This is a genomic window from Pseudomonas sp. LB3P81 (genome assembly GCF_054897965.1).
On record NZ_JBUBVG010000001.1, the window covers coordinates 4120474 to 4143573 of the forward strand.

Sequence of the window (23100 nt, forward strand, 5' to 3'; positions counted from 1 at the left end):
CGTTTTTCACTAACTCGACAATTGGGATAAAGAACAAATTGTCTTTTTGCTCGGGGTGACTCTGGAGTGGGGCGTTTCTGTTGCCTGAATTGCCCTGTGCGGACTGAGTAAGGGAATTCTGGATCCTTTGTTATTAGCTATTAGCTCTATCAACAATATCCCATTCCTATCACTCATTGGTAGGTGGCAGTGATGCTGGCTGTATTGGCCAGCAACTGTTGTTGGTTTGCGTAAGGCGGTGGGTCTAATAAGGTGGGTGTATATTTATTGTGGTTGTCACGGCATAAGCCTGTGCATGCCAAGCACAGGCGTTTAGGAATAGTGGGCAGAGACTAAATATGAAAAAGAAAGAGCTTCAGCGCGTCGAAGCAGCTTTGTTGGAAAGTACGACTACATATTTCGATACGTATAACACTAAAGGTATAGCTGTTGGAGGAGAGCGTGGTGCAGTACTGAAAATTAAAGACATCGAATCACTGGTAAAGGAAATCGCATCGAGTGATGGTGATCATTTCTATGTTCAGGTTTTTCGAAGTGAGTCAAGAGTCGGAATGACGAGAACTGGGAAAAGGTTGTTGATGAATCTTTGGGCCTGGGAGGAGATCGAAAAGTATTATCCTATTCATGACTTCACTCCTTATGTGAAAGCATTCTTTGAGTGTTCACATGAACATGCTCGGATGTATTACAACTTAAGGAATCCTCGATATGTCAACGGTGATCCTACAGGAGTGATAGAGTCCCTGAACAGCGTCATAGAGGGGATACGGGCTACCGTAGGGGGGCGTGCTTTCAAAGCGAATATTAATACGCACCGTAGGCTCTCGAATAAAAACTACAAAAGCCTCCTGACCTACATTGATGCAATTTTTGAAGGATGTTCGCGAGTGCTGGTCTTGAGGGTGGATCTTGGCTACTCTAAGTCTGTGGTTCCCCGGTTTCGAGAAGGAATGCAATTTGAAACCGTAAAGACTCAGCGAGAGAAACTCTTAAAGTTATTGCGACGTAAGCTGCCTTCTAAAACCCTCTTAGGGCATGCTTGGAAGTTGGAATTTGGCATTTCTAAGGGTTACCATTATCACTGCATGTTTTTTCTAGATGGTTCGAAGCTGCGTGAAGATGTGTCCTGGGCTAGAACTGTTGGTGAGCTTTGGGTTGAGCGAGCTACGGAAGGGCAGGGGGTGTATTACAACTGTAATCGTACCAAGAGTAATTATCGTGCCTGTGGTATTGGTATGATTGAGCACTCCGATAGAGAGAAGCGGAAAAACTTGCAGAACGCGGCAGTGTATCTGACTAAAATTGAGTATTACATGCGCATAGCAACTGAGGGGCGGGCCAGGACCTTTGGTCGCGGGGAGATGCCTAAAATAGCAATCAAGAAGAGGGGGCGACCTAGAAGGCTACTCGTAAGTGAGGCTGCTCAGTCTTCTATCTAGGTATTAAGCGATGATTTCATTGACCAAGTCACGGAATTGCTCATCGGTCTTGTGCCACCTTTTGAGAGTGTTTACGAGCAGGTTTTTCGACAAGCTGATTCTTTCTCTATCGATAAAATCACCCAGTTCATTCTCTATTGATTGCGCAGCATGCTTTAAATCCAACCAGCCATGTTTAGGACGTTTTTCCCTCATGAGTGTTACGGCGTAGTCTTTTGCTGGTTGGAGTTTTGAGTTGCTGGCATTGGCGGCAGTAGATGCTCTGCGATGATTCAGGGCTGCGTGGATATCTATTTCGGAATTATAGAAAGCATGGACAGCCGCCACTTCAGCTTTCGTACTGGCCTGTACAATCAAGGGCCAGCTTTTATTCAGGTCTCCACTATCAAGGGTTTGCTGTGCGATTTCATTTAGGAGGCATGCATAAATAAATGGATAGGTTGGATTCATTTGATCTGTAGCAATATGTACTAGCCATTGATCGTCGAGCAGTGCCTCGCTAATTTCGCCTTTTTTAATACCATCCCTAAGCCCTTGGGTAAAACCATCAAAGCAAGTGCTTTCTGGAATGAGGTTATATGTTGTTCGAAGGGATTCCCATGTATTTAAGATTAGGGTTTCTGGAGATTTATTAGCTAGCATCTCAAAAAGCATTTTTTTATTGCTCCGTATGTTTTATGACTCTTCATTGTGTTTAGGTGAGGTTAGGAACTTAGCCCAATCAATCATCAGGGCGCGCCGCTTGTCTAGAAAATCGGAGCGGGAGTAAGCCCCTTCTGTTTGATCTCGCTCGTCGTGAGCGAGTGCCATCTCGCAAACCTCACGAGGATAATTTGTACATTCACCTGCCCAGTCACGAAAAGACGAACGAAAGCCGTGCCGGGTGATCTGTTCGTAGTCCATGCTATGCAGAAGCGTGCGTACGGCGTTTGCGTGCATAACCCCTGTCTTGCCCTGCCCTGGGAATAGAAATGGGCTTCCTTCAACTCGTGGAATGCTCCGCACCAGCTTCACGACTTCATCAGAGAGCGGGACGATAAAAGCTACCCTCATTTTCATACGCTCATCCGGCAGAGACCAAGTGCCGGCTTCCAGATCAAACTCATCCCAACGTGCAAACCTCACCATGTGGGCGCGTGCGCTGGTCATGATTAGGAATTGAGCGGCCAAGGACGCTGGTGTGGTGTTTGCGCTGAGTTTAGCCATCAGGGTGGGTACATCCTGCCAGCGCAATGCTTCAAAGTGCTCGCGCTTCCGAGCCTTCTTCTTTTCAGCACGACTCAACAGATTGTCTAAGTGACCACGCCAGCGAGCAGGGTTCTCACCTTCGCGTAGGCCACGTGCCTTGGCCGCGTCCAGTACTTGTTCAATCTGCCCGCGTACCTCGTCAGCGGTTCTGGTCTTGGTGATCCAGATTGGTTGCAGCACTTTGAGCACCTGAGGCGTACCAATCTCCCCGGCTGACAGCTTGCCGATGTGGTCAAACGCATACAGCTCCAGCTTCCGCAGCCAGCCTTTGCGCCACTTTTCTGACCAAGTGCCTCCGTGTGCCTCGCAGTACTCCTTCGCGAGTGTCTCGAATTTTAGCTGTTTTGCCTCGCTCGTTCGCTGTGCTTCAAGTTGGGCAGCGCGCTCAATGTCGCGAGCGGCTAGAGGATCTATACCATCGCTCAACTGGCTTCGTTTATTGCTGGCGTCTTGTCTGGCTTTCTTGAGACTCACCTCAGGGAATGAGCCCAAGCCCATCTCTCTACGACGACCTGTCAGTTGAAAGCGAAGAATCCAGGATTTGCGCCCGGTTGGTTTGACGATCAAGCGAAGCCCATCGCCATCTTCATAGGTGCCGGGTTCGGTCAGGTTTTCGACTTGTTTTGGATTCAGCTTACCCATTTGTTTTCCCCTTTCGTCCCTTTGTCCCCCCATCTGTCCCCCCACCTCATCGTCGGATGGGGTCAAATGGCGTTCAACGCCATTGGACAGGGACACGTCTGAAGCGCCCGTAATAGCTAGGCTATCAGCAGGATTCTCGGATGGGATAGAATTATTTTGGACAATTAAAAAGCCGGCTTGTGGCCGGCTTCTCGGGGACTGGCTTGGTTCATTTTTGGTAAACCGCGCCAGCCTTCAAAACGTACACCCGGATCTTGCGTCCGGCTGTGGGACTCGGCGAGAAAATCATCTGCCTTGTCGGTGCGATCAGAGCCGCGGGGCGGGGTGATGCGCAAATGTGGGGCGCAGCATACTGATTTTTTTGGGGAATTCCCAGCTTGGTGTTTGAGATAGAGCTGTCGGGAGGCTTGGGGCAAGGTGACCGACCTTGGGATTGAGGGTGAATGTTTTGCCGCCTTCGCGGGCAAGCCCGCTCCCACAGGGAATGTGCATGCCTGTTGGAGTGGACATACCCGTCAAAGTGTTACAAGAAAGGAACGGGCGGCCTGCGTTTGTTCAGGGTCGACCACCAGAACACCCATCCCAGCACCCTGATGTTTTCTTCTTCGATTTGCGGAGGTCTGAAGACCTCATCCGGGTACTCGGCGCTGTTGTGGCTGCGCATGCGAATCGCGTTGCCGGGTACCCGGCTCAGGTATTTGATGCGCAACATGCCGTCGTGCTCGATGGCATAAATCTCTCCATCGACAATTTGTGTGAGCCCGCGGTCGATGGCGACGATGGAGCCGTCTTCGATTTTTTCGGCCATGCTGTTGCCGACCATCCGGGCGCAGATGGCGTCGGCGTGATTGATTTCCAGGGAGTCGAGATTGCTGCGAGGCAGGCGAATCGATTCGCTGGGGTCTTTGATGACATGGGTTTTTTCAGAGCCGGGCGTGATGGCCGTTTCTTTGTAAAAGGGCAGTTCGATATCGACTGGCTCGATGACCCGATAGGTGCCCCGGATCGACTGGGCGTCGAAGGTGTTGCCGGATGCATCGATCAGGTGCAATTCCCTGGCGTCTTTCGGTCCTTCGCCGGTTTTCAGCCATTCGGTGTTCACGGACAGTCTTCTGGCGACATCCTCCATGCGGTAGTCGGGCACGCCGCGGGTATACCAGTTATGGACAGTTTGAGGGTCGGGAATGCCCAGGAATTCGGCAAATCTCGTTGTCGTGATTTGGAACTCTTTCAGGAGCATTCTGAATCGTGGGCCGCAGGTTTTGTTCTTTTTCATAAACACGAGTCTAGCCGTGCGGCATAAGGCTTTGATTCAACAAAACGATCAAATCTGGCGTGAAATTTAAGTCCTGATGTAAGACGTCTTTTGTAAAAATTAAACAAGAAAAAACCGGTTTGCCCGCCAGTTAAACCTACCGTTGAATGTGATATTCAAACGCCCACAAAAAACCCCGGATCAACCGGGGTTCTTCGTTACAGCCGTTCGTGAGAAGCGGCGATCAGCCTTTATAGGCAGCAACCGACTTGGTGATCGCGTCGCGGGCGGCGTCTGCACCGGCCCAGCCTTCGATCTTCACCCATTTGCCTTTTTCGAGATCTTTGTAGTTCGCGAAGAAGTGCTCGATCTGCTGAATCAGCAGCGGTGGCAGGTCGGTGTATTCCTTCACGTCGACGTACAGCTGGGACAGCTTGTCGTGTGGGACTGCGATGACTTTGGCATCGCCGCCGCCGTCGTCGGTCATGTTCAGGATGCCGACCGGACGAGCACGGATCACGGAACCTGGAGCAACCGGGTAAGGGGTCACGACCAGCACGTCGAGGGGATCACCGTCGTCAGCCAGGGTGTTCGGGATGTAACCGTAGTTGGCCGGGTAGAACATCGGGGTGGCCATGAAACGGTCAACGAACAGGCAATCGCTGTCTTTGTCGATTTCGTATTTGATCGGCGCGTGGTTGGCCGGAATCTCGATCGCGACGTAGATGTCGTTCGGCAGGTCTTTGCCAGCCGGAATCTTGCTGTAGCTCATTGGGCGGTGCCCCCGTTAGTTGACCAAAAACACTTGGCCGGATTGACCAAAAAGTGGCGGCGATTATAGGCATATTCCGCCGTTGATGCCACGTACCAAGGGTCGTAGAGACCTTAGTCGCGTGCCTGATAGACCGGGTCTTCGGCCAGAAGTTGCCGCAGCCGGGTCAACGGGTCCTGCCGGTAAAACAGCTTCAGCTGTTCATACACCCGAGGATACGCCTCGTGCAGCAAATCCGGGGCGCTGAAGAAGTATTCGCTGGTGACGGCGAAAAACTCGGCGGGATTTTCCGCGGCGTAGGGGTCGATGGCGGTTTCGGCGTTCGGGTTGCGCTCCAGTTGCCGGTCGAGGTCGTCGTAGGCTTCTTGCATGACCCTGGCCCAGTCGCTGATGCGCATGTCGGCGTGCAGCGGTGGCAGGCCGTTGGCGTCGCCGTTGAGCATGTCGAGTTTATGCGCGAGTTCGTGGATCACCAGGTTATAGCCTTCCCAGCCGCCGCTGGCCATCACGCCGGGCCAGGCGAGGATGATCGGGCCTTGCTGCCAGGCTTCACCGCTGTGCTCGCCGTCCCATTCGTGCTCGACGCCACTGGCATCGCGATGGCGCTGCGGGCTGAGGAAGTCGTCGGGGTAAAGGACTATTTCGTGAAAGCCCTGATACCAGTTCAGATCGTCCAGGTTCAGCAGGGGTAATTGCGCCTGGGCGGCGAGCAGCAAGCGCTGCTCCTGATGGAGTTCGACACCGGGCAGGGCGGTCAGGTGTTTGTCTTCGAGGAACAGCACGCTGGCTTCGCGCAGCCACTGGTCTTCAGCTTCGCTGATGCCGTCGAGAAAACTCAGGTGATGGCGGACCCGCTGCCACATGTCGTCGGCAATCGGGTGTCTGGCCAGGATGCGCCGGCGACGCCAGGCGCTGAGCGACCACATCGCTCAGCGTGGTTCGGCTTTGGACGCGTTGCTGCCGAAGCGGCTGCGAATCACGCCGATGATCATCGGCAACAGCGAAAGCAGAATGATGCCCACCACCAGCAGCGACAGGTTTTTCTTGATGAACGGTACGTTGCCGAAGAAGTAACCGAGAGTCACCAGGCCGCCCACCCAGAGGATGGTGCCGAGGACGCTGAAAGCCAAGAAGCGCGGATAAGGCATTTTCCCCACGCCGGCGACGAACGGTGCAAAGGTGCGGATGATCGGCAGGAAACGCGCCAAGGTCACGGTTTTACCACCGTGTTTGTCGTAGAAATCGTGGGTTTGTTGCAGGTAATCGCGACGAAAGATTTTCGAGTTCGGGTTGCTGAATAACCGCTCGCCGACCGTTCGTCCGATGATGTAATTGGTGCTGTCGCCAAGGATCGCCGCGAGCATCAGCAGGCCGCCCAGCAGCACAGGGTCCATGCCGCCACCGGCCGCTACAGCACCAGCGATGAAAAGAAGGGAATCACCCGGCAGGAAGGGCATCACCACCAGGCCGGTTTCGCAAAAGATCACCAGAAACAGGATGGCGTAGATCCATGGCCCGTAGTTGTTTACCAGCAAGTCGAGGTAAACATCGAGATGCAGGATAAGGTCGAGCGGGTTGAAATCCATGGGGGGCACCTGTGGTGACGGCGAGACTCGGCAGGCCTGTGCGGATGAATTCGCTTAAGGCTACTGACGAGTGTAGTTTTTCTTACAAGCGGAAAGGTCGGCATTATACGGGCTGAAAAGTGAAAAGCGCGTCGAGTTTGTAGCCGGGGATGTCGCGAGAGTTGGCAATTACACCATTCATTGTGGCGAGGGAGCTTGCTCCCGCTGGAGGGCGAAGCACTCCCCAAGCCTGAGTTCGCGGTAGGTCAGGGGAATTACATTGGCCGATTTTACGACTGCTCCGCAGCCGAGCGGGAGCAAGCTCCCTCGCCACAAGAGCTCGCCACAGCGCAGCGGGGTCAGAGCTCGTCGCTGATCGGCAACACGTAGTTCTTGAACTCGGTGTCTTCCTTGAATCCGATGGACTCGTAGGTTTTCTGTGCGATTTTGTTGTCGCTGCTGGTGGATACGCGCATGCGCACGGCATTGGTTTCCTTGGCCATTTTTTTCGCGGTACGCATCAGGTTGTCAGCCACTAACTGACGGCGGGCATCTTCAGCGACGTAGATATCATTGAGGATCCACACGCGTTTAAGCGAAAGCGACGAAAAGCTCGGGTACAGCTGACAGAAACCCATCAGTCTGTTGTCGTCGTCATCGGGCAGGGCCAGGTAGATCACCGATTCCTTGCGGCGCAGACGTTTCTCGAGGAACGCCCGAGACGAGTCCGGATACGGCAGGGAACCATAAAACTCGCGATATTTGACGAACAACGGGGTCAGCAGGTCCAGATGTTCGAGGGTCGCTTGAATAATCCGCATCGATAGGTCTCGTCTTCAAGTGGCTGTCTTCACGTGTTCTGACGGCGAACGGTTCTTCACTCGGGCAGCCGTGTTTCGATCCTGCCTGAAATCGAATCAGAAACGCAATGCGGAAACGGTTCAGGCATTCGGCGGAATCAGTAGGAAATTACCTTTCATGTCCGCTCCTGCGTCCGACTCCAGCGTCTGAAGCTGCGCTTCGTCCTTCAGGTTAACCCCCGACAACTGCCGCCGACAGGCTTCACGCATCAGATAAAGCAAACGGTGTGCCGCCATGCCATAACTCAAGCCCTCCAGTCGCACATTGGAGATGCAGTTGCGGTAAGCATCCGTCAGGCCTACCTTTGGATTGTAGGTGAAATATAGCCCCAGGCTGTCTGGCGAGCTGAGGCCAGGGCGTTCGCCGATCAGAATCACCACCATTTTTGCGCCCAGCAGCTCACCGATTTCATCGGACACCGCGACCCGGCCTTGCTCTACCAGAATCACCGGCGAAACCGCCCAGCCTTCGGCCGCGATCTGTTCTTCCATGCGCGCAAGGAAGGGCGCGGTGTGGCGGTGAACAGCCAGCGCGGACAAGCCATCGGCAACGACAATCACCAGATCGACGCCGCCGGGATGGGCGGAGGCGTAGTTGCGCAGGGTTTGCGCCGACTCGTCGCTCAACTTGCGCCCCAAATCGGGGCGCTGCAAATAGCTGTCCCGGTTCGTGGCGGCGCTGTGCAGCAGTAAACTTTCGCGCCCGCATTCGGCCAATTGCGAGCTGAGCCCTGCATGGTCGAAGGGCAGGTGCACCGCGTCTCGGGCCTGGGCGTGGGCGTACTGAAAATCCAGCTGCGCGCGGGTGGGCATGCTGGTGCCGGTGCGGCCCAGGGCAATTCGCGCCGGGGTCAGGCGCCGCAGTTCCAGCAATGGATTTTCTGAATCAACAGGCGGTTTATCCATCTCGACACTCATCCCAGTTGCCCCATCGCTTGGCGGAAGGCGGGCGGCAGGCTGTCGCCGAAGTGAATCTTGCCGTCTGCCTGGGTGAAGATGCCCATTTTTGCCAGCCACTGTTCGAACTCTGGGGCCGGCTTCAGGCCAAGGGTTTGTCGGGCATAGAGCGCGTCGTGGAACGAGGTGGTCTGGTAATTGAGCATGATGTCGTCGGAGCCGGGGATGCCCATGATGAAGTTGATTCCGGCCACGCCCAGCAGGGTCAGCAGGGTGTCCATGTCGTCCTGATCGGCTTCGGCGTGATTGGTGTAACAGATGTCGCAGCCCATTGGCACGCCCAGCAATTTGCCGCAGAAGTGGTCTTCCAGACCTGCACGGATGATCTGCTTACCGTTGTAGAGGTACTCCGGGCCGATAAATCCTACGACGGTGTTCACCAAAAACGGTTTGAAATGTCGCGCCACGGCGTAGGCGCGGGTTTCGCAGGTCTGTTGATCGAGGCCGTGGTGGGCGTTGGCCGACAGGGCGCTACCCTGACCGGTCTCGAAATACATCAGATTCTGCCCCAGCATGCCGCGATTCAGGCTCAAACCGGCGTCGTAGCCTTCCTGCAAAACGTTCAGGTTGATGCCGAAACTGGCATTGGCCGCTTCGGTGCCGGCGATCGACTGGAACACCAGGTCCAGCGGAACGCCGCGATTGATCGCTTCGATGGACGTAGTGACGTGGGTTAACACGCAGGCCTGTGTAGGAATTTCGTAGCGCTGGATGATTGCGTCGAGCATTTCCAGCATCGCGCAAATCGAGGCAATGCTGTCGGTGGCCGGGTTGATGCCGATCATCGCGTCGCCGTTGCCGTACAGCAGCCCGTCGAGAATGCTCGCCGCGATGCCCGCCGGTTCGTCGGTGGGATGGTTGGGTTGCAGGCGTGTGGATAAGCGTCCACGCAGGCCCATAGTGCCGCGAAATTGCGTGACGACGCGGATTTTCTGCGCGACCAGCACCAGGTCCTGCACGCGCATGATTTTCGACACAGCCGCGGCCATTTCCGGCGTCAGTCCGGGGGCGAGGGCGCGCAGGCTCTGTTCGTCAGCGGCATCGCTGAGCAGCCAGTCGCGGAATCCGCCAACCGTGAGGTGGCTGACCACGGCGAAGGCTTGTTTGTCGTGAGTGTCGATGATCAGTCGGGTGACTTCATCGGCCTCATAGGGAATCAGCACTTCCTGCAGGAAATGAGTCAGCGGGATATCAGCCAGGGCCATTTGCGCGGCCACACGCTCGCCATCGTTGAGGGCGGCGACGCCGGCCAGGAAGTCGCCGGAGCGCGCCGGACTGGCCTTGGCCATGACCTCTTTGAGGCTGGCGAAGCGATAGGTCTGGGCGCCGACGGAATGGGCAAATTGGGCCACGGTGTCCTCCTGAATGAATCAATAACTCAAATACACCGCCAACCCCTTGTGGGAGCGGGCTTGCTCGCGAAGGCGGAGTGTCAGGCGACATTTGTGCTGGATGACACAACGCACTCGCGAGCAAGCCCGCTCCCACATTTGGATCTCGGTGCACTTCAATATGGCAGGCGCCGGGCACATGGCCCGGCGCCGGTGCAAATCAGACGCCTTCAAGCATCGCATCCGCCGGCGCATTGAAGCGCTGTTTGGCGGTCAATTGGAAATACAGGTAACCGGCGGCCATAAAGCCGAGGAACACACAGCCGATCAGCGGGTTGAACCACGCCATCGCCACCAGGCACACCACCGCCAGGAACAGCGCGATGCCCGGGACGATCGGGTAACCCGGCGCGCGGAAGCTGCGTTCCAGGTTCGGCTCGGTTTTACGCAGTTTGAACAGGCTCAGCATACTGATGATGTACATCACGATGGCGCCAAATACCGACATGGTGATCATTGCAGCCGTCAGGGTCATGCCTTGCAGGTTGACCAGGCCGTCGCTGTAGATCGCCGCGATGCCGATCACACCGCCGGCCAGAATGGCGCGGTGCGGCGTCTGGAAGCGCGACAGTTTGGCCAGCGAGCGAGGCAGGTAACCGGCACGGGCCAAGGCGAAGAACTGGCGCGAGTAGCCGAGAATGATCCCGTGGAAACTCGCCACCAGCCCGAACAGGCCGATCCAGACCAGCATGTGCATCCAGGTCGAATTGCTGCCGACCACGGCTTTCATCGCCTGAGGCAGCGGGTCGTTGATGTTCGACAGCTGGCGCCAGTCGCCCACGCCGCCCGCCATCACCATCACGCCGATCGCGAGGAACACCAACGTCAGAATGCCGCTGACGTACGCCTTGGGAATCGTGCGTTTCGGGTCCTTGGCTTCTTCAGCCGCCATCGCCGCGCCTTCAATGGCGAGGAAAAACCAGATCGCGAACGGGATTGCCGCAAAGATGCCGGGAATCGACGCCATCGTGAAGTCGTTGGAGCCCGACCAGCCGTTGAGCGCGAAGTTACTGAAACTGAAGCCCGGCGCGACCACGCCCATGAACACCAGCAGCTCGGCGACGGCCAGTACGGTGACCACCAGTTCGAAGGTCGCAGCGATGCTGACGCCAAGGATATTCAGGGTCATGAACACGAAATAGGCGCCAACGGCTGCAATCTTGGGGTCAAGTTCCGGGTATTGCACGTTTAGATAAGCACCGATGGCCATCGCAATGGCGGGTGGCGCAAAGACGAATTCGATCAGGGTGGCGATGCCGGCGATCAACCCGCCTTTCTCGCCAAAGGCCCGCCGGCTGTAGGCAAACGGCCCGCCAGCGTGGGGAATGGCGGTGGTCAATTCGGTGAAACTGAAGATGAAGCAGGTGTACATCGTCGCCACCATCAACGCGGTGACGAGGAAACCCAGGGTGCCTGCGGTGCCCCAGCCGTAACTCCAGCCAAAGTATTCGCCGGAGATCACCAGGCCGACGGCAATGCCCCATAAATGCAGGGTGCCGAGTGTGGGTTTGAGCTGTGTGGAAGAAGTCATAAGTCCTCGCTGTCTTTTTTATTGTTTGATCTGTTGGACTTTCGGGTACGACGTTTACGTGTAGAGCGGGCACGCAAAGCCCGTGCCAGAGGGGCAGGGCAATGTTTGGTGTGTCATAGAGGACGCCTTCGCTGGCAAGCCAAGCTCCTACAGGTACACGCAGTCCTGTAGGAGCGAGGCTTGCCCGCGAAGGCCGTTACGCGGTATCGCGTTGAGTTAGAAGAACCCCAACGGATTGATGTCGTAGCTCACCAGCAGGTTTTTGGTCTGCTGATAGTGATCGAGCATCATTTTGTGGGTTTCACGACCGACGCCGGACTTTTTGTAACCGCCGAACGCGGCATGCGCCGGGTACAGGTGGTAGCAGTTGGTCCACACGCGACCGGCCTTGATGGCGCGGCCCATGCGATAGGCGCGATTGATGTCGCGGGTCCAGAGGCCGGCACCCAAGCCGAACTCGGTGTCGTTGGCGATGGCCAGGGCTTCGGCTTCGTCCTTGAACGTGGTGATGCTCACCACCGGGCCAAAGATTTCTTCCTGGAACACGCGCATCTTGTTGGTGCCCTTGAGCAGGGTCGGCTGGATGTAATAACCAGTCGCCAGGCTGCCCTCGAGTTTTTCGATCTTGCCGCCGGTCAGCAGTTCGGCGCCTTCGCCCTTGGCGATTTCCAGGTACGAAAGGATTTTGTCGAATTGTTGCTCGGACGCCTGGGCGCCGACCATGGTGTCGGTGTCCAGCGGGTCGCCACGTTTGATTTGCAGGACTTTGTTCATGACCACTTTCATGAACTCGTCGTAGATCGACTCTTGCACCAGGGCGCGGGACGGGCAGGTGCACACTTCGCCCTGGTTGAAGAACGCCAGCACCAAGCCTTCAGCGGCTTTCTCGATGAAGGATGGCTCAGCTTTCATGATGTCTTCGAAGAAGATGTTCGGCGACTTGCCACCCAGCTCCACGGTGGACGGAATGATGTTTTCGGCGGCGCATTTCATGATGTGCGAGCCGACCGGGGTCGAGCCGGTGAAGGCGATCTTGGCGATGCGTTTGCTGGTGGCCAGGGCTTCGCCGGCTTCTTTGCCGTAGCCTTGCACGATGTTCAGCACGCCGGGTGGCAGCAGGTCGCCGATCAGTTCCATCAGCACGGTGATGCCCAGCGGGGTTTGCTCGGCAGGCTTGAGCACCACGCAGTTACCGGCAGCCAGGGCCGGGGCGAGTTTCCACGCGGCCATCAGGATCGGGAAGTTCCACGGAATGATCTGCCCGACCACGCCCAGTGGTTCATGGATGTGATAAGCCACGGTGTTGCCATCGATCTCGGCAGCGCTGCCTTCCTGGGCGCGGATGCAGCCGGCGAAGTAGCGGAAGTGGTCAGCGGCCAGCGGGATGTCGGCGTTGAGGGTTTCGCGAACGGCTTTGCCGTTGTCCCAGGATTCGGTGATTGCCAGCACTTCCAGGTTCTGCTCGATGCGGTCGGCGATTTTCAGCAGCACCAGCGAGCGAGCCTGAGGGGACGTGGCGCCCCAGGCATCGGCAGCGGCGTGGGCAGCGTCCAGGGCTTTGTCGATGTCTTCGGCCGTGGAGCGCGGGAATTCGGCAATCGGTTGGCCATTCACTGGCGAGGTATTGGTGAAGTACTGACCTTTGACAGGCGCGACGAACTCGCCGCCGATGTAGTTACCGTACTTGCTCTTGAACGAAACGATAGCGCCTTCAGTACCGGGGTGAGCGTAACGCATGATGTTTTCTCCTTGGCTTTTGTATTTATAAGAGAGGCGCATGTGCGCTTGCTATAAGCGTAGAGCAAAGGTCGGGCCACTGCCTTGCAGGTCAGTCAAATCAAGGCCTTGCGCGTTTTTTGTCGGACAAGCGGGCGGCGTCTGTGACGCTTTCGGTACAGCTCCAGTGACACTTTGTACCGCTTGTGGCACAGCGTGTGACTGGTCGGTCTCGCCGGCATTGCAATGCAGGCTAGGCTGGAGGATGCTCGGCATGACCTGTAGGCGCTGCCGCAGGCTGCGATCTTTTGATCTTAAAAAACAAAATCAAAAGATCGCAGCCTGCGGCAGCTCCTACAGGGGGTGCAAACCGCTCGGGGAGAATAATAAGAAATGCACGACAACCATTTGAGTCGCCATGCCCAGCAAGTGCTCACCGTGACCCAGGGGAAACCCCACTTGCACGGTCCCGGCAGCGATCCGTCGATTGCCCGGTCCTGGCTGCGCTGTCTTGAGGACTATCATCTCGACCCGGCCCTGACCATGGCGCCGACGGTGCTGGAGCATGGCCGCGTCCTCGAAAGCCGCGAACGCTTGCAGCAAGTGCTGCACATCGCCGGCAACGAAATGAGCAGCCTGCATCAGCAACTCTCCGGCGCTGGCCATGCGGTGCTGCTGACCGATGCGCGCGGGGTGATCCTCAACTGTGTGACCGCGCCCGCCGAGCGGAAGATTTTCGAGCGCGCCGGTCTCTGGCTCGGTGCCGACTGGAGCGAAGCTTGCGAAGGTACCAACGGCATCGGCACCTGCCTGGTGGAGCGCCAGTCGCTGACCATTCATCAGGACGAACACTTTCGCGGTCGCCACACCGGCCTGACCTGCTCGGCGAGCCCGGTGTTCGACCCGCATGGCGAACTGCTGGCGGTGCTCGACGTATCCTCGGCACGGCACGAGGTCTCGCGGCAAAGTCAGTTCCACACCATGGCCCTGGTCAATCTGTCGGCGAAGATGATCGAGAGCTGCTATTTCCTGCGTGACTTCGACAATCAGTGGTTGCTGCGTTTTCACCTGCAGGCCGAATCCGTCGGGCTGTTCAGCGAAGGGTTGCTGGCGTTCGACGGGGAAGGGCGGATCTGTGCCGTCAACCAGAGTGCGCTCAACCTGCTGGGACATGTTCGCGGCGGACTGCTGGGCAAACCGGTCGAAGCGTTTTTCGACTGCTCGCTGGACGAGTTGCTGGGCCGCGCGAGTGTGAATGCCAGCGCCAGTTGGCCGCTGCGCACCCGTGACGGGCGAAGTCTGTTTGCTGTGTTGCGCGGTCAGCCGCGCAGCATTCCGGTGCCAGTGGTGCAAAGCCCGGTGGTTGCGGAGCCTTCGCGTTTGTCGGGCATTTGCCTTGGCGACACAGGGCTGCAGGAGGACTTCCGCAAATCCCTGCGCGTCTTCGAACGGGACGTACCGCTGCTGATCAACGGCGAAACCGGATCTGGCAAGGAAGCCTTCGCCAAAGCGGTGCATCAGGCCAGTCAGCGGGCGGAAAAGGCCTTCGTCGCGCTCAATTGCGCGGCTATCCCCGAAAGCCTGATCGAGAGCGAACTGTTCGGCTATCGCGGCGGCAGCTTTACCGGTGCGCGCAAGGAAGGCATGCGTGGCAAGTTGCAGCAGGCCGATGGCGGGACGTTGTTTCTGGATGAAATCGGCGACATGCCCCTGGCGTTGCAGACCCGGCTATTAAGAGTGCTCGAGGATCGGCAAGTGGTGCCGATTGGCGGTGAGCCGGAGTCGGTCAACGTACGGATCATCAGCGCGACTCACCGTAATTTGCTGGAGCGGGTGCAGGACGGCAGCTTCCGCGAGGATTTGTACTACCGGCTCAACGGTCTGGAGATCGCACTGCCAGCATTGCGCGAGCGCAGTGACAAATCACAGTTGCTCGACTTTTTGCTGGCGCAAGAGGCGGGCGGGGAGACGGTGCTGATTGATGAGACGGCACGCCAGGCGTTGCTGGGTTTTGCCTGGCCCGGAAATGTGCGGCAGTTGCGCAATGTGTTGCGTACGCTGGCGGCGTTGTGTGACGGCGGGCGGATCGGGCTGGAGGATTTGCCGGCGATGATTCGTCAGACGCGACCGATGCCGGTTGTCGCCGTTGAACAGCCTTCCGAACATCCCCTGGATGATGTCGAGCGGCTGGCATTGCTGAATGCGCTGGAGCAAACCCGTTGGCATATGACCCATACCGCCGAGCAACTTGGCGTCAGCCGTAACACCCTATATCGAAAACTGCGTAAACACGGCATCGCCCGGTAAACCGCTTTTGTGGCGAGGGAGCTTGCTCCCGCTCGACGGCGAAGCCGTCGCAATCCAGTAATGCGATTAGGCAGAGTAACCGCGAATGCAGATTTGGGGCCGCTGCGCGACCCAGCGGGAGCAAGCTCCCTCGCCACTGTGATCGTGGCAAGGCTCAGCTAAAGAGTGCGATTTTCGCCTCCCTACGCTAACCTGCGGCCATGTTTTACGAGGTCGACTATGCACATTCATATTCTTGGTATCTGCGGCACTTTCATGGGTTCGATGGCGGTTCTGGCCAAAGAGCTGGGCCATCACGTGACCGGCTCCGATGCCAACGTCTATCCACCGATGAGCACTCAGCTTGAGGCTCAGGGTATTGAGTTGACCCAAGGCTATGATCCGGCGCAACTCGATCCGGCCCCGGATCTGGTGGTGATCGGCAACGCCATGTCCCGTGGTAACCCGGCTGTCGAATACGTGCTGAACAAAGGCTTGCCGTACGTCTCCGGCCCGCAGTGGCTGGCCGATCACGTGCTGCAAGGTCGCTGGGTGCTGGCCGTCGCCGGCACGCACGGCAAAACCACCACCAGCAGCATGCTCGCCTGGGTGCTGGAGCACGCGGGCATGAGCCCCGGTTTCCTGATTGGTGGCGTGCCACAGAATTTCTCGGTGTCGGCGCGTCTGGGCGGCACGCCGTTCTTCGTGATCGAAGCCGACGAGTACGACAGTGCGTTCTTCGACAAACGCTCCAAGTTCGTTCACTACCGCCCGCGCACGGCGATCCTGAACAACCTGGAATTCGATCACGCCGACATCTTCCCCGATCTGCCGGCCATCGAGCGGCAGTTCCACCATTTGGTGCGGACCATTCCAAGCGAAGGCCTGTTGATCCATCCGACCACCGAGCCGGCGCTGCAGCGCGTGATCGAGATGGGCTGCTGGACCCCGGTGCAAACCACCGGCGCGGGTGGTCAGTGGCAGGTCAAGTTGCTGAGCGAAGACGGTTCGAAATTCGAAGTGATGTTTGAAGGCGTTGCTCAAGGCGTGGTCGAGTGGGACATGACCGGGCAACACAACGTTGCCAACGCCTTGGCCACCTTGGCGGCGGCGCGGCATGTCGGTGTTGTGCCGTCCATGGGCATCGCCGCGTTGAGCGCTTTCAAAAGCGTGAAGCGCCGGATGGAAAAAGTCGCTGAAGTAGGTGGCATCACCATCTACGACGACTTCGCTCACCACCCGACGGCCATCGCCACGACCCTCGACGGTCTGCGCAAACGCATTGGCGACGCGCCGTTGATCGCGATCATCGAGCCGCGCTCCAATTCCATGAAGCTCGGCGCTCACCGCGATGGTTTGCCGGAAAGCGTGGTCGATGCCGATCAGGTGATCTGGTACGCACCGGCCAACCTTGGCTGGGACCTGGGCGCTACTGCGGCGCTGTGCACGGTGCCGTCGATTGTCAGCGATTCCCTGGAAGGCATTATCGAGCGCGTGAAAAGTCAGGCTCAGCCCGGCACTCACGTGGTGATCATGAGCAACGGCGGCTTCGGCGGCCTGCACGGCAAACTCGCCGAGGCGCTGCAATGAACAACGGCCCGGAACGCATCACGCTGGCGATGACCGGCGCTTCAGGCGCCCAGTACGGTTTGCGCCTGCTGGACTGCCTGATCCGCGAAGACCGCGAGGTGCACTTCCTGATCTCCAAGGCAGCGCAACTGGTGATGGCCACCGAGACGGACGTTACGTTGCCGTCGAAGACCCAGACGATGCAGGCCTTCCTCACCGAATACACCGGCGCTGCCGCTGGGCAGATTCGGGTGTACGGCAAGGAAGACTGGATGTCGCCGGTGGCCTCGGGCTCCGGCGCGCCAGCGGCGATGGTGGTGGTGCCGTGTTCCACCGGAACGCTGTCGGCTATCGCGACCGGTGCCTGCAACAACCTGATCGAACGAGCCGCCGACGTCACGCTGAAGGAGCGTCGCCAGCTGATTCTGGTGCCGCGCGAAGCGCCGTATTCGAGCATTCATCTGGAGCACATGCTCAAGTTGTCGAACATGGGCGTGACGATCCTGCCAGCATCGCCGGGCTTCTATCATCAACCGCAAACCATTGATGACCTGATCGACTTCGTCGTGGCGCGGATTCTCAACCTGCTGAACATTCCGCAAGACATGCTGCCCCGTTGGGGCGAACACCATCTGACCAGCGATGAATAAGTTTCTGGTGGTGGTGCTGGCGCTGCAACTGGCAGGTTGCGCCACGGCGCGCACGCTGGATGCCGCGAAGCCCGGGGCGCCGGTGGTGTATGCGGGGACGCGGCTGGATTTGTATGCCATGAATGGCGGTTGTTGCGCGATGGATCGTTTTGGTGCGGAGGCGCCGAGCTATCCTGGCGTTGATCTGCCGGCTAGTGCGTTGCTTGATACGTTGTTGTTGCCGTTGTCGGTGTTGACAGTGATCGGCGTGAGCTTTCAGGCAACCGGCGGGTTGTAGAAAGAAAAAGATCGCAGCCTTCGGCAGCTCCTACAGTGGAATGTGTACCCCTGTAGGAGCTGCCGAAGGCTGCGATCTTTTGATTTTATTTGCCTAGCTTACGCAACTCATCCGACTCGACAATCCGCAGCCCATCCTGCTCTTCCAGCGCCAGTCGCCACATCGCGCGGGCCAGTTGGCAGGCTTCGATGCCGCGGTATTTGCCAGGGATCAAGCGGGATAACGGTCCGACGAATTGCTCGGCCGGGCGAGGTTCGAGGCGATCGCCCAGCAGGAACGAAGGTCGACAAATGGTCAGTTGTGGCCAGTTTTGCGCGCGCAATGCGTATTCCATCTCGCCTTTAACCCGGTTGTAGAAAATCGAGGACCTCCGATCGGCCCCCAGGGCGCTGATCACGATCAAGTGCCGCGCGCCCATCTCCCGCGCCCGTTTGGCGAAGGCCACCACCATGTCGAGGTCGACTGCACGGAACGCCGCTTCCGAACCTGCCTGTTTGATCGTGGTACCGAGACAGCAGTAGGCGATGTCGACGCGACCGTTCAGTTGCGGCAGGAACACCGCCGGCTCGCCGATCGGGTTTTCCAGGTGAGGGTGTTCGGCCAGCGGCCGGCGTGAGGGGGCCAATACGCGTGTGATCGTAGGCTCGTTGAGCAGGCGATCAAGCAAGTGTTCACCGGTCAGGCCGGTTGCTCCGGCAAGCAATACATGCTGAGGCGTCAAGTACATAGTGTGTCCCCCTTGATACTGTTCAGCTTAGTTGCTCTTTGCATCCTTGCTGCTGATAGAGACACTTTGTAGCGCTTTTCGTGCCTGCTGTTTGCGTAACAGCTGCCAGTGGGAGAGAACGGTTTTCGGTGCCCAGATCTGCGGTTCAGAGGCTTCGAAGCTGTCTGCCAGTTCCCGCTCGGCGACGGTGGCCTTGGCCCGCTTGAAAGCTTGTTCCAGATCGTCGGTCTGATTCAGGGCCTGGGCGAACAGCGCGTCGCCGAAGTACGTGAAGTTGGCTTCTTCCGAGCACCCGAAGGACACGCGGTCGGCGCGCGAGGCCGTCATGATCAGCGTGCGTTCGTCCTTGAGGGCGGGAATGAAACCACCGGAGTAGCAAGACGAAATCACAACGATCTTGTCGCGGTTTTTCAGCGGCGCGAGCACGGCAGCGAGTTCGTCGGCCGGCAAATCGGACAGTTCCATACGCGGCTGGTCAAGCACTAGTTCGTGTTCGCTGGTGCCGTGACTGGTCAGGTAGATGAAGATCAAGTCTTCCGGACCGCTGCGTTCGGCCAGCGTCAGCGCGGCGCGGCGCAGGTTTTCCCGGGTGGCCATCGGCCGGTCGACGAGGTGGTCGCGATGGTTCACCAGGCGGATCTGGCCAAACGCACCGAAGCGGCTGGAGAGCATGTTGCTGACGTAATCGGATTCGCGCAGGAACACGCTCTGCTTGCCGTCACCGCCGAGGGTCAGGGTGTACAGCTCGATCGCCGGGGTCGAGGTCGGCACGTTGGCCAGTGCGTCTTCGATCAAGCGCCCTTGGGCCAGCAAACCGAGCTCGAGGCTGTCGGGCAGCAGCTTGCCGTCGGCGTCGCGCACTCGCTGGCCATTGACCCAGGTGCCGCTCTGCACCGGGCCATCGGTCAACACCAGCGTGCCGCGACCTTGATAACTGTCGCCGTCGAACTGGCCGATGTAGAAGCTGCCGTCGGGCAGGTTCAGCCGGCCCTGCCCGGTGAAACGCCAGTCGCTGAACTGACCGATGTAGTGGCTACCGTCGGCGCCGATCAACTCGCCCTTGCCGTTCAGCGAGCCTTCCTTGAATTGGCCCAGCCAGACATCGCCGTCGGCATTCTCGTAGCGGCCCTTGCCATGCAGTTGGTTGTTCTTGAAGCCGCCGACGTAGATGTCGCCTTCAGCGCTGTTGAAGGTCCCGTTGCCTTCCAACTGGCCGTCCTTGAAGTGCCCGGTGAACTGATTGCCGCTGGCGTCGCCGCGCTGGCCTTCGCCGTTGGGTTTGCCATGGGCGAACTGACCTTGATACGAACTGCCGTCATCGAGTTCCAGACGGCCGAGCCCTGAATACTGATCGGCCTTGAATTCGCCGCGGTAGGTCATGCCGTTTTCTTTGAGGGTGCCTTCGCCTTCGCGCCGACCCGCCTTGAAGCCGCCGGTGTAGCTGCTGCCGCTGGTGGTCAGCGTGCCCTGGCCGTCGAACAGGCCCAGGTTGAAATTGCCGCGATACACTTCGCCGTTGCTGCCGTGCCATTCGCCCTGGCCATGCCATTGGCCCTTGTCGAAACTGCCGGCGTACCAGCTGCCGTTCGGGTAATCGACGCGGCCCTGGCCTTGCAGCAATCCGTTGACCAGGTCACCGCGATAGCGTCCGCCGTCCGGCAAGCGGGCATCGGGGGGCAACAGCGATTCGCCGTCACCGCACGCGGTGAGCATCAGGGTCAGTACGAGAAGTGCAAGTGGGCGCATAGCGGGATCCGGGCAATTAGGCGACCGAGTATGCCGCAGCTCTATGACCTTATACAGGGAGAGAAATAGAGAGAGGTCGCGAAACAGCATGAGCTGCTTCGCATCCGGGAGGGTTTACACGAAGCAGAGTGACAACGGCTCGGCGATATAGGCCGGTTTGTCCGAACCTTCGATCTCAAGCGTGGCGGTGACCTTGAGCAGCCATTGGCCGGGTTTCTTCTCGGTGACTTCGGTCAGGTCGACCTTGAGTCGCACTTTCGAATTGACCTTGACCGGCTGAATGAACCGCACGCTGTCGAGGCCGTAATTGATCACCATCTTCAAGCCTTCAGGCAGGATGAGGATGCCTTCCATCAGTTTGGGGATCAGTGACAGCGACAGGAAGCCATGGGCAATTGTGCTGCCAAATGGCGTTTGCGCGGCTTTGACCGGGTCGACGTGGATGAACTGATGGTCCCCAGTGGCTTCAGCGAACAGGTTGATGCGGTCCTGATCGATGGTAAGCCATTCGGAACGTCCAAGTTCCTTGCCGACATAATCGTTGAGCTCTGCAGCGGGAACATAGGGCATTGAGACTCTCCTTCGGTTCATCGTTTTATAGTTTTGAGGTGGGGGGATTTGACCTCCCGGATTACCACTTTAGATCAACATGGCAAATTGCTCCGGTCAACTGTTCATGCTTTTGGCGAATGCCGGTCCATAGCGTCGGCATGCCTATAATGCCGGGCGAGAATTTGCGGGGGAGAGGACGGATGTTGTTACGTGGCCTGACCTGGCTTGTGCTGTTCCAATTGCTGGGCACAGCCATCAACCATTTGTTTTTGCCGGTGCTGCCGGGGCCGATCATTGGCCTGCTGCTTCTGCTGGTGTACCTGATCTGCCGTGGCCAGGTGGGCGAACCGCTGAACCTGGCCGCCAGCAGCCTGCTGCGTTACCTGCCGTTGCTGCTGGTGCCGCCGGCCGTGGGCGTGATGGTTTACGCCAGGGACATTGCCGCGGACTTCTGGGCCATCGTCGGTGCGCTGGTGTTGTCGCTGCTGTTGTCCATGGCCTTCGCCGGTGTGCTGATGCAGCGCATGGTCAAGCGCCACGCGCACCGCGAGGACCCGCAATGATCTTCGACTGGCAAGGCGCCTGGACATCGGTGATTCATCATCCGTTGTTCGGCATCGGCATCACCCTCGGCGCTTATCAGCTTGTGCTGGGGGCGTTCGAGAAAACCCGCTGGATCTTTCTGCAGCCGGTGCTGGTTTCCATGCTATTGGTCATTGGCGTATTGGTGGGCTGCGGCCTGACGTACGCCGAGTACCGCAAGAGCACCGAGATCCTCAGTATTTTGCTCGGCCCGGCCACGGTCGCGCTGGCCGTTCCGCTTTACCTCAATTTGCGGCGGATCCGGCAGTTGTTCTGGCCGATATTTACTACGCTGGTGATAGGCGGCGTGGTCGCCACCGGCATGGGCGTGTTGCTGGGCTGGTCGTTCGGCGCCGAACACATGATCCTGATGACCATGGCACCGAAGTCGGTGACGTCGCCGATTGCCATGCTGGTGGCTGAGCAGATTGGTGGTGTCGCGGCGCTGGCGGCGGTCTTTGTGTTGATTACCGGCGTGATCGGGGCGATCTTTGGGCCGAGCCTGCTGAACCGGCTCGGCGTCCACAGCCCCGAGGCGCGCGGCATGGCGCTGGGCATGACCGCCCATGCGGTCGGCACGGCGGTGGCGATGCAGGAAAGTGAAGAATGCGGCGCCTTCGCGGCGCTGGCAATGAGTCTGATGGGTGTGGCCACGGCGGTGTTCCTGCCGTTGGCGGTGTCGATGGTGGTGTAAGGAAATGTCTATGAGCTTGCCGCTTTTCCCGCTGAACACGGTGCTGTTTCCTGGCTGCATCCTCGACTTGCAGATCTTCGAGGCGCGCTACCTGGACATGATCAGCCGCTGCATGAAGCAGGGCGGCGGCTTCGGCGTGGTGTGCATTCTCGACGGTGAAGAAGTCGGCATTGCTCCGGCGGGTTATGCGCTGGTCGGCTGTGAAGCGCTGATTACTGACTTCAAGCAGCAGGACAACGGTCTGCTGGGCATTCGGGTTCAGGGCGGGCGGCGTTTCCACGTGTTGCGCACCGAGGTCCAGCGCGATCAGTTGACCGTCGCCGAAGTCGAGTGGCTGGAAGACGAGCCTGAGCAACCGTTGCAGGACGAGGATGCCGACCTTGTCGCACTGCTCAAGGCTCTGGCCGAACACCCGATGGTCGAAGCGTTGAACATGGGCACCGAAGCCACCGGCCAGCAATCGCTGGCCAATCAGTTGGCGTACCTGTTGCCGTTCGCCGAGGTGGACAAGATTGATCTGCTGCAACTCGATGATCCGCAGCAACGACTGGATGCGATCCAGGCGCTGCTCGATGAATTGCAGGGTGAGTTGTTTGCCTGACGAACGCTAAAAGATCGCAGCCTGCGGCAGCTCCTACACG

The 23100-nt window shown here is 58.2% G+C and carries 22 protein-coding genes; 8 read left to right on the plus strand and 14 right to left on the minus strand.

The window, feature by feature from the left end; genetic code table 11:
* Positions 1-338 precede the first annotated feature (338 nt).
* The gene (locus tag ACYZTL_RS19040) at positions 339-1439 is read left to right on the plus strand and encodes a YagK/YfjJ domain-containing protein (protein WP_461953048.1); all 1101 of its coding nucleotides are present in this window, start codon (positions 339-341) and stop codon (positions 1437-1439) included.
* 3 nt (positions 1440-1442) lie between these two features.
* Here the strand turns inward: ACYZTL_RS19040 and ACYZTL_RS19045 are convergent, their stop codons facing one another.
* The 11 genes from ACYZTL_RS19045 to exaC all read right to left on the minus strand — a co-directional run bounded on the left by ACYZTL_RS19045 (position 1443) and on the right by exaC (position 13397).
* Positions 1443-2093, minus strand: a complete 651-nt coding sequence (locus tag ACYZTL_RS19045) for a hypothetical protein (protein ID WP_461953049.1) — start codon at positions 2091-2093, stop codon at positions 1443-1445.
* 21 nt (positions 2094-2114) lie between these two features.
* On the minus strand, positions 2115-3329 hold the full coding sequence (locus ACYZTL_RS19050; protein WP_461953050.1) for a tyrosine-type recombinase/integrase: 1215 nt from the start codon (positions 3327-3329) through the stop codon (positions 2115-2117).
* Positions 3330-3852: 523 nt separating this feature from the next.
* Positions 3853-4605, minus strand: coding sequence for a S24 family peptidase (locus ACYZTL_RS19055; protein ID WP_461953051.1), 753 nt, complete (start codon positions 4603-4605; stop codon positions 3853-3855).
* 223 nt (positions 4606-4828) lie between these two features.
* Positions 4829-5356, minus strand: coding sequence for an inorganic diphosphatase (gene ppa / locus ACYZTL_RS19060; protein WP_008052339.1), 528 nt, complete (start codon positions 5354-5356; stop codon positions 4829-4831).
* Between the two features lie 113 nt (positions 5357-5469).
* The gene (locus ACYZTL_RS19065) at positions 5470-6282 is read right to left on the minus strand and encodes a M90 family metallopeptidase (RefSeq protein WP_461953052.1); all 813 of its coding nucleotides are present in this window, start codon (positions 6280-6282) and stop codon (positions 5470-5472) included.
* A 3-nt stretch (positions 6283-6285) separates the two neighbouring features.
* Complete coding sequence (locus ACYZTL_RS19070; RefSeq protein WP_461953053.1) at positions 6286-6942, minus strand: DedA family protein; 657 nt, start codon at positions 6940-6942, stop codon at positions 6286-6288.
* A 338-nt stretch (positions 6943-7280) separates the two neighbouring features.
* The gene (locus ACYZTL_RS19075; RefSeq protein ID WP_461953054.1) at positions 7281-7742 is read right to left on the minus strand and encodes a GNAT family N-acetyltransferase; all 462 of its coding nucleotides are present in this window, start codon (positions 7740-7742) and stop codon (positions 7281-7283) included.
* Between the two features lie 120 nt (positions 7743-7862).
* Positions 7863-8687, minus strand: a complete 825-nt coding sequence (gene eutC, locus ACYZTL_RS19080; protein ID WP_461953055.1) for an ethanolamine ammonia-lyase subunit EutC — start codon at positions 8685-8687, stop codon at positions 7863-7865.
* 8 nt (positions 8688-8695) lie between these two features.
* Entirely contained in the window at positions 8696-10090 is a 1395-nt protein-coding gene (locus ACYZTL_RS19085) for an ethanolamine ammonia-lyase subunit EutB (RefSeq protein WP_461953056.1), read from the minus strand.
* A 199-nt stretch (positions 10091-10289) separates the two neighbouring features.
* Positions 10290-11660: an ethanolamine permease gene (gene eat, locus ACYZTL_RS19090; RefSeq protein WP_461953057.1), complete on the minus strand. Its 1371-nt coding sequence runs from the start codon at positions 11658-11660 to the stop codon at positions 10290-10292.
* Between the two features lie 216 nt (positions 11661-11876).
* Positions 11877-13397 (minus strand): acetaldehyde dehydrogenase ExaC, encoded by a 1521-nt coding sequence (gene exaC, locus ACYZTL_RS19095; protein ID WP_461953058.1) that lies wholly within the window; start codon positions 13395-13397, stop codon positions 11877-11879.
* A 372-nt stretch (positions 13398-13769) separates the two neighbouring features.
* Between exaC and ACYZTL_RS19100 the strand changes: the two genes are divergently transcribed.
* The 4 genes from ACYZTL_RS19100 to ACYZTL_RS19115 all read left to right on the plus strand — a co-directional run bounded on the left by ACYZTL_RS19100 (position 13770) and on the right by ACYZTL_RS19115 (position 18158).
* On the plus strand, positions 13770-15683 hold the full coding sequence (locus ACYZTL_RS19100; protein WP_461953059.1) for a sigma-54-dependent Fis family transcriptional regulator: 1914 nt from the start codon (positions 13770-13772) through the stop codon (positions 15681-15683).
* Between the two features lie 219 nt (positions 15684-15902).
* Complete coding sequence (mpl, locus tag ACYZTL_RS19105) at positions 15903-17252, plus strand: UDP-N-acetylmuramate:L-alanyl-gamma-D-glutamyl-meso-diaminopimelate ligase (protein ID WP_461953060.1); 1350 nt, start codon at positions 15903-15905, stop codon at positions 17250-17252.
* Positions 17249-17881, plus strand: a complete 633-nt coding sequence (gene ubiX / locus ACYZTL_RS19110) for a flavin prenyltransferase UbiX (protein WP_461953061.1) — start codon at positions 17249-17251, stop codon at positions 17879-17881. Before mpl ends, ubiX begins: the two co-directional genes overlap by 4 nt.
* Complete coding sequence (locus ACYZTL_RS19115; protein ID WP_461953062.1) at positions 17874-18158, plus strand: YceK/YidQ family lipoprotein; 285 nt, start codon at positions 17874-17876, stop codon at positions 18156-18158. Before ubiX ends, ACYZTL_RS19115 begins: the two co-directional genes overlap by 8 nt.
* Positions 18159-18243: 85 nt before the next feature.
* Here the strand turns inward: ACYZTL_RS19115 and ACYZTL_RS19120 are convergent, their stop codons facing one another.
* The 3 genes from ACYZTL_RS19120 to ACYZTL_RS19130 all read right to left on the minus strand — a co-directional run bounded on the left by ACYZTL_RS19120 (position 18244) and on the right by ACYZTL_RS19130 (position 21201).
* Positions 18244-18885 carry an oxidoreductase gene (locus ACYZTL_RS19120; protein WP_461953063.1) on the minus strand — a complete coding sequence of 214 codons (642 nt, stop codon included), beginning with the start codon at positions 18883-18885 and terminating at the stop codon, positions 18244-18246.
* A 27-nt stretch (positions 18886-18912) separates the two neighbouring features.
* Positions 18913-20631: a C13 family peptidase gene (locus tag ACYZTL_RS19125; RefSeq protein WP_461953064.1), complete on the minus strand. Its 1719-nt coding sequence runs from the start codon at positions 20629-20631 to the stop codon at positions 18913-18915.
* Positions 20632-20745: 114 nt separating this feature from the next.
* Positions 20746-21201: a MaoC family dehydratase gene (locus tag ACYZTL_RS19130; protein WP_461953065.1), complete on the minus strand. Its 456-nt coding sequence runs from the start codon at positions 21199-21201 to the stop codon at positions 20746-20748.
* 182 nt (positions 21202-21383) lie between these two features.
* On the opposite strand from ACYZTL_RS19130, the gene ACYZTL_RS19135 reads away from it, so the two are divergent.
* From ACYZTL_RS19135 to ACYZTL_RS19145, 3 genes are read left to right on the plus strand one after another with little or no spacing between them, the layout of a single operon-like run.
* Positions 21384-21746 carry a CidA/LrgA family protein gene (locus ACYZTL_RS19135; RefSeq protein WP_461953066.1) on the plus strand — a complete coding sequence of 121 codons (363 nt, stop codon included), beginning with the start codon at positions 21384-21386 and terminating at the stop codon, positions 21744-21746.
* A complete protein-coding gene (locus tag ACYZTL_RS19140; protein WP_461953067.1) occupies positions 21743-22459 on the plus strand; it encodes an LrgB family protein in 717 nt (238 codons plus the stop codon). Before ACYZTL_RS19135 ends, ACYZTL_RS19140 begins: the two co-directional genes overlap by 4 nt.
* A 10-nt stretch (positions 22460-22469) precedes the next feature.
* Entirely contained in the window at positions 22470-23060 is a 591-nt protein-coding gene (locus ACYZTL_RS19145; RefSeq protein WP_084319700.1) for an LON peptidase substrate-binding domain-containing protein, read from the plus strand.
* The last annotated feature ends 40 nt before the right edge of the window (positions 23061-23100 follow it).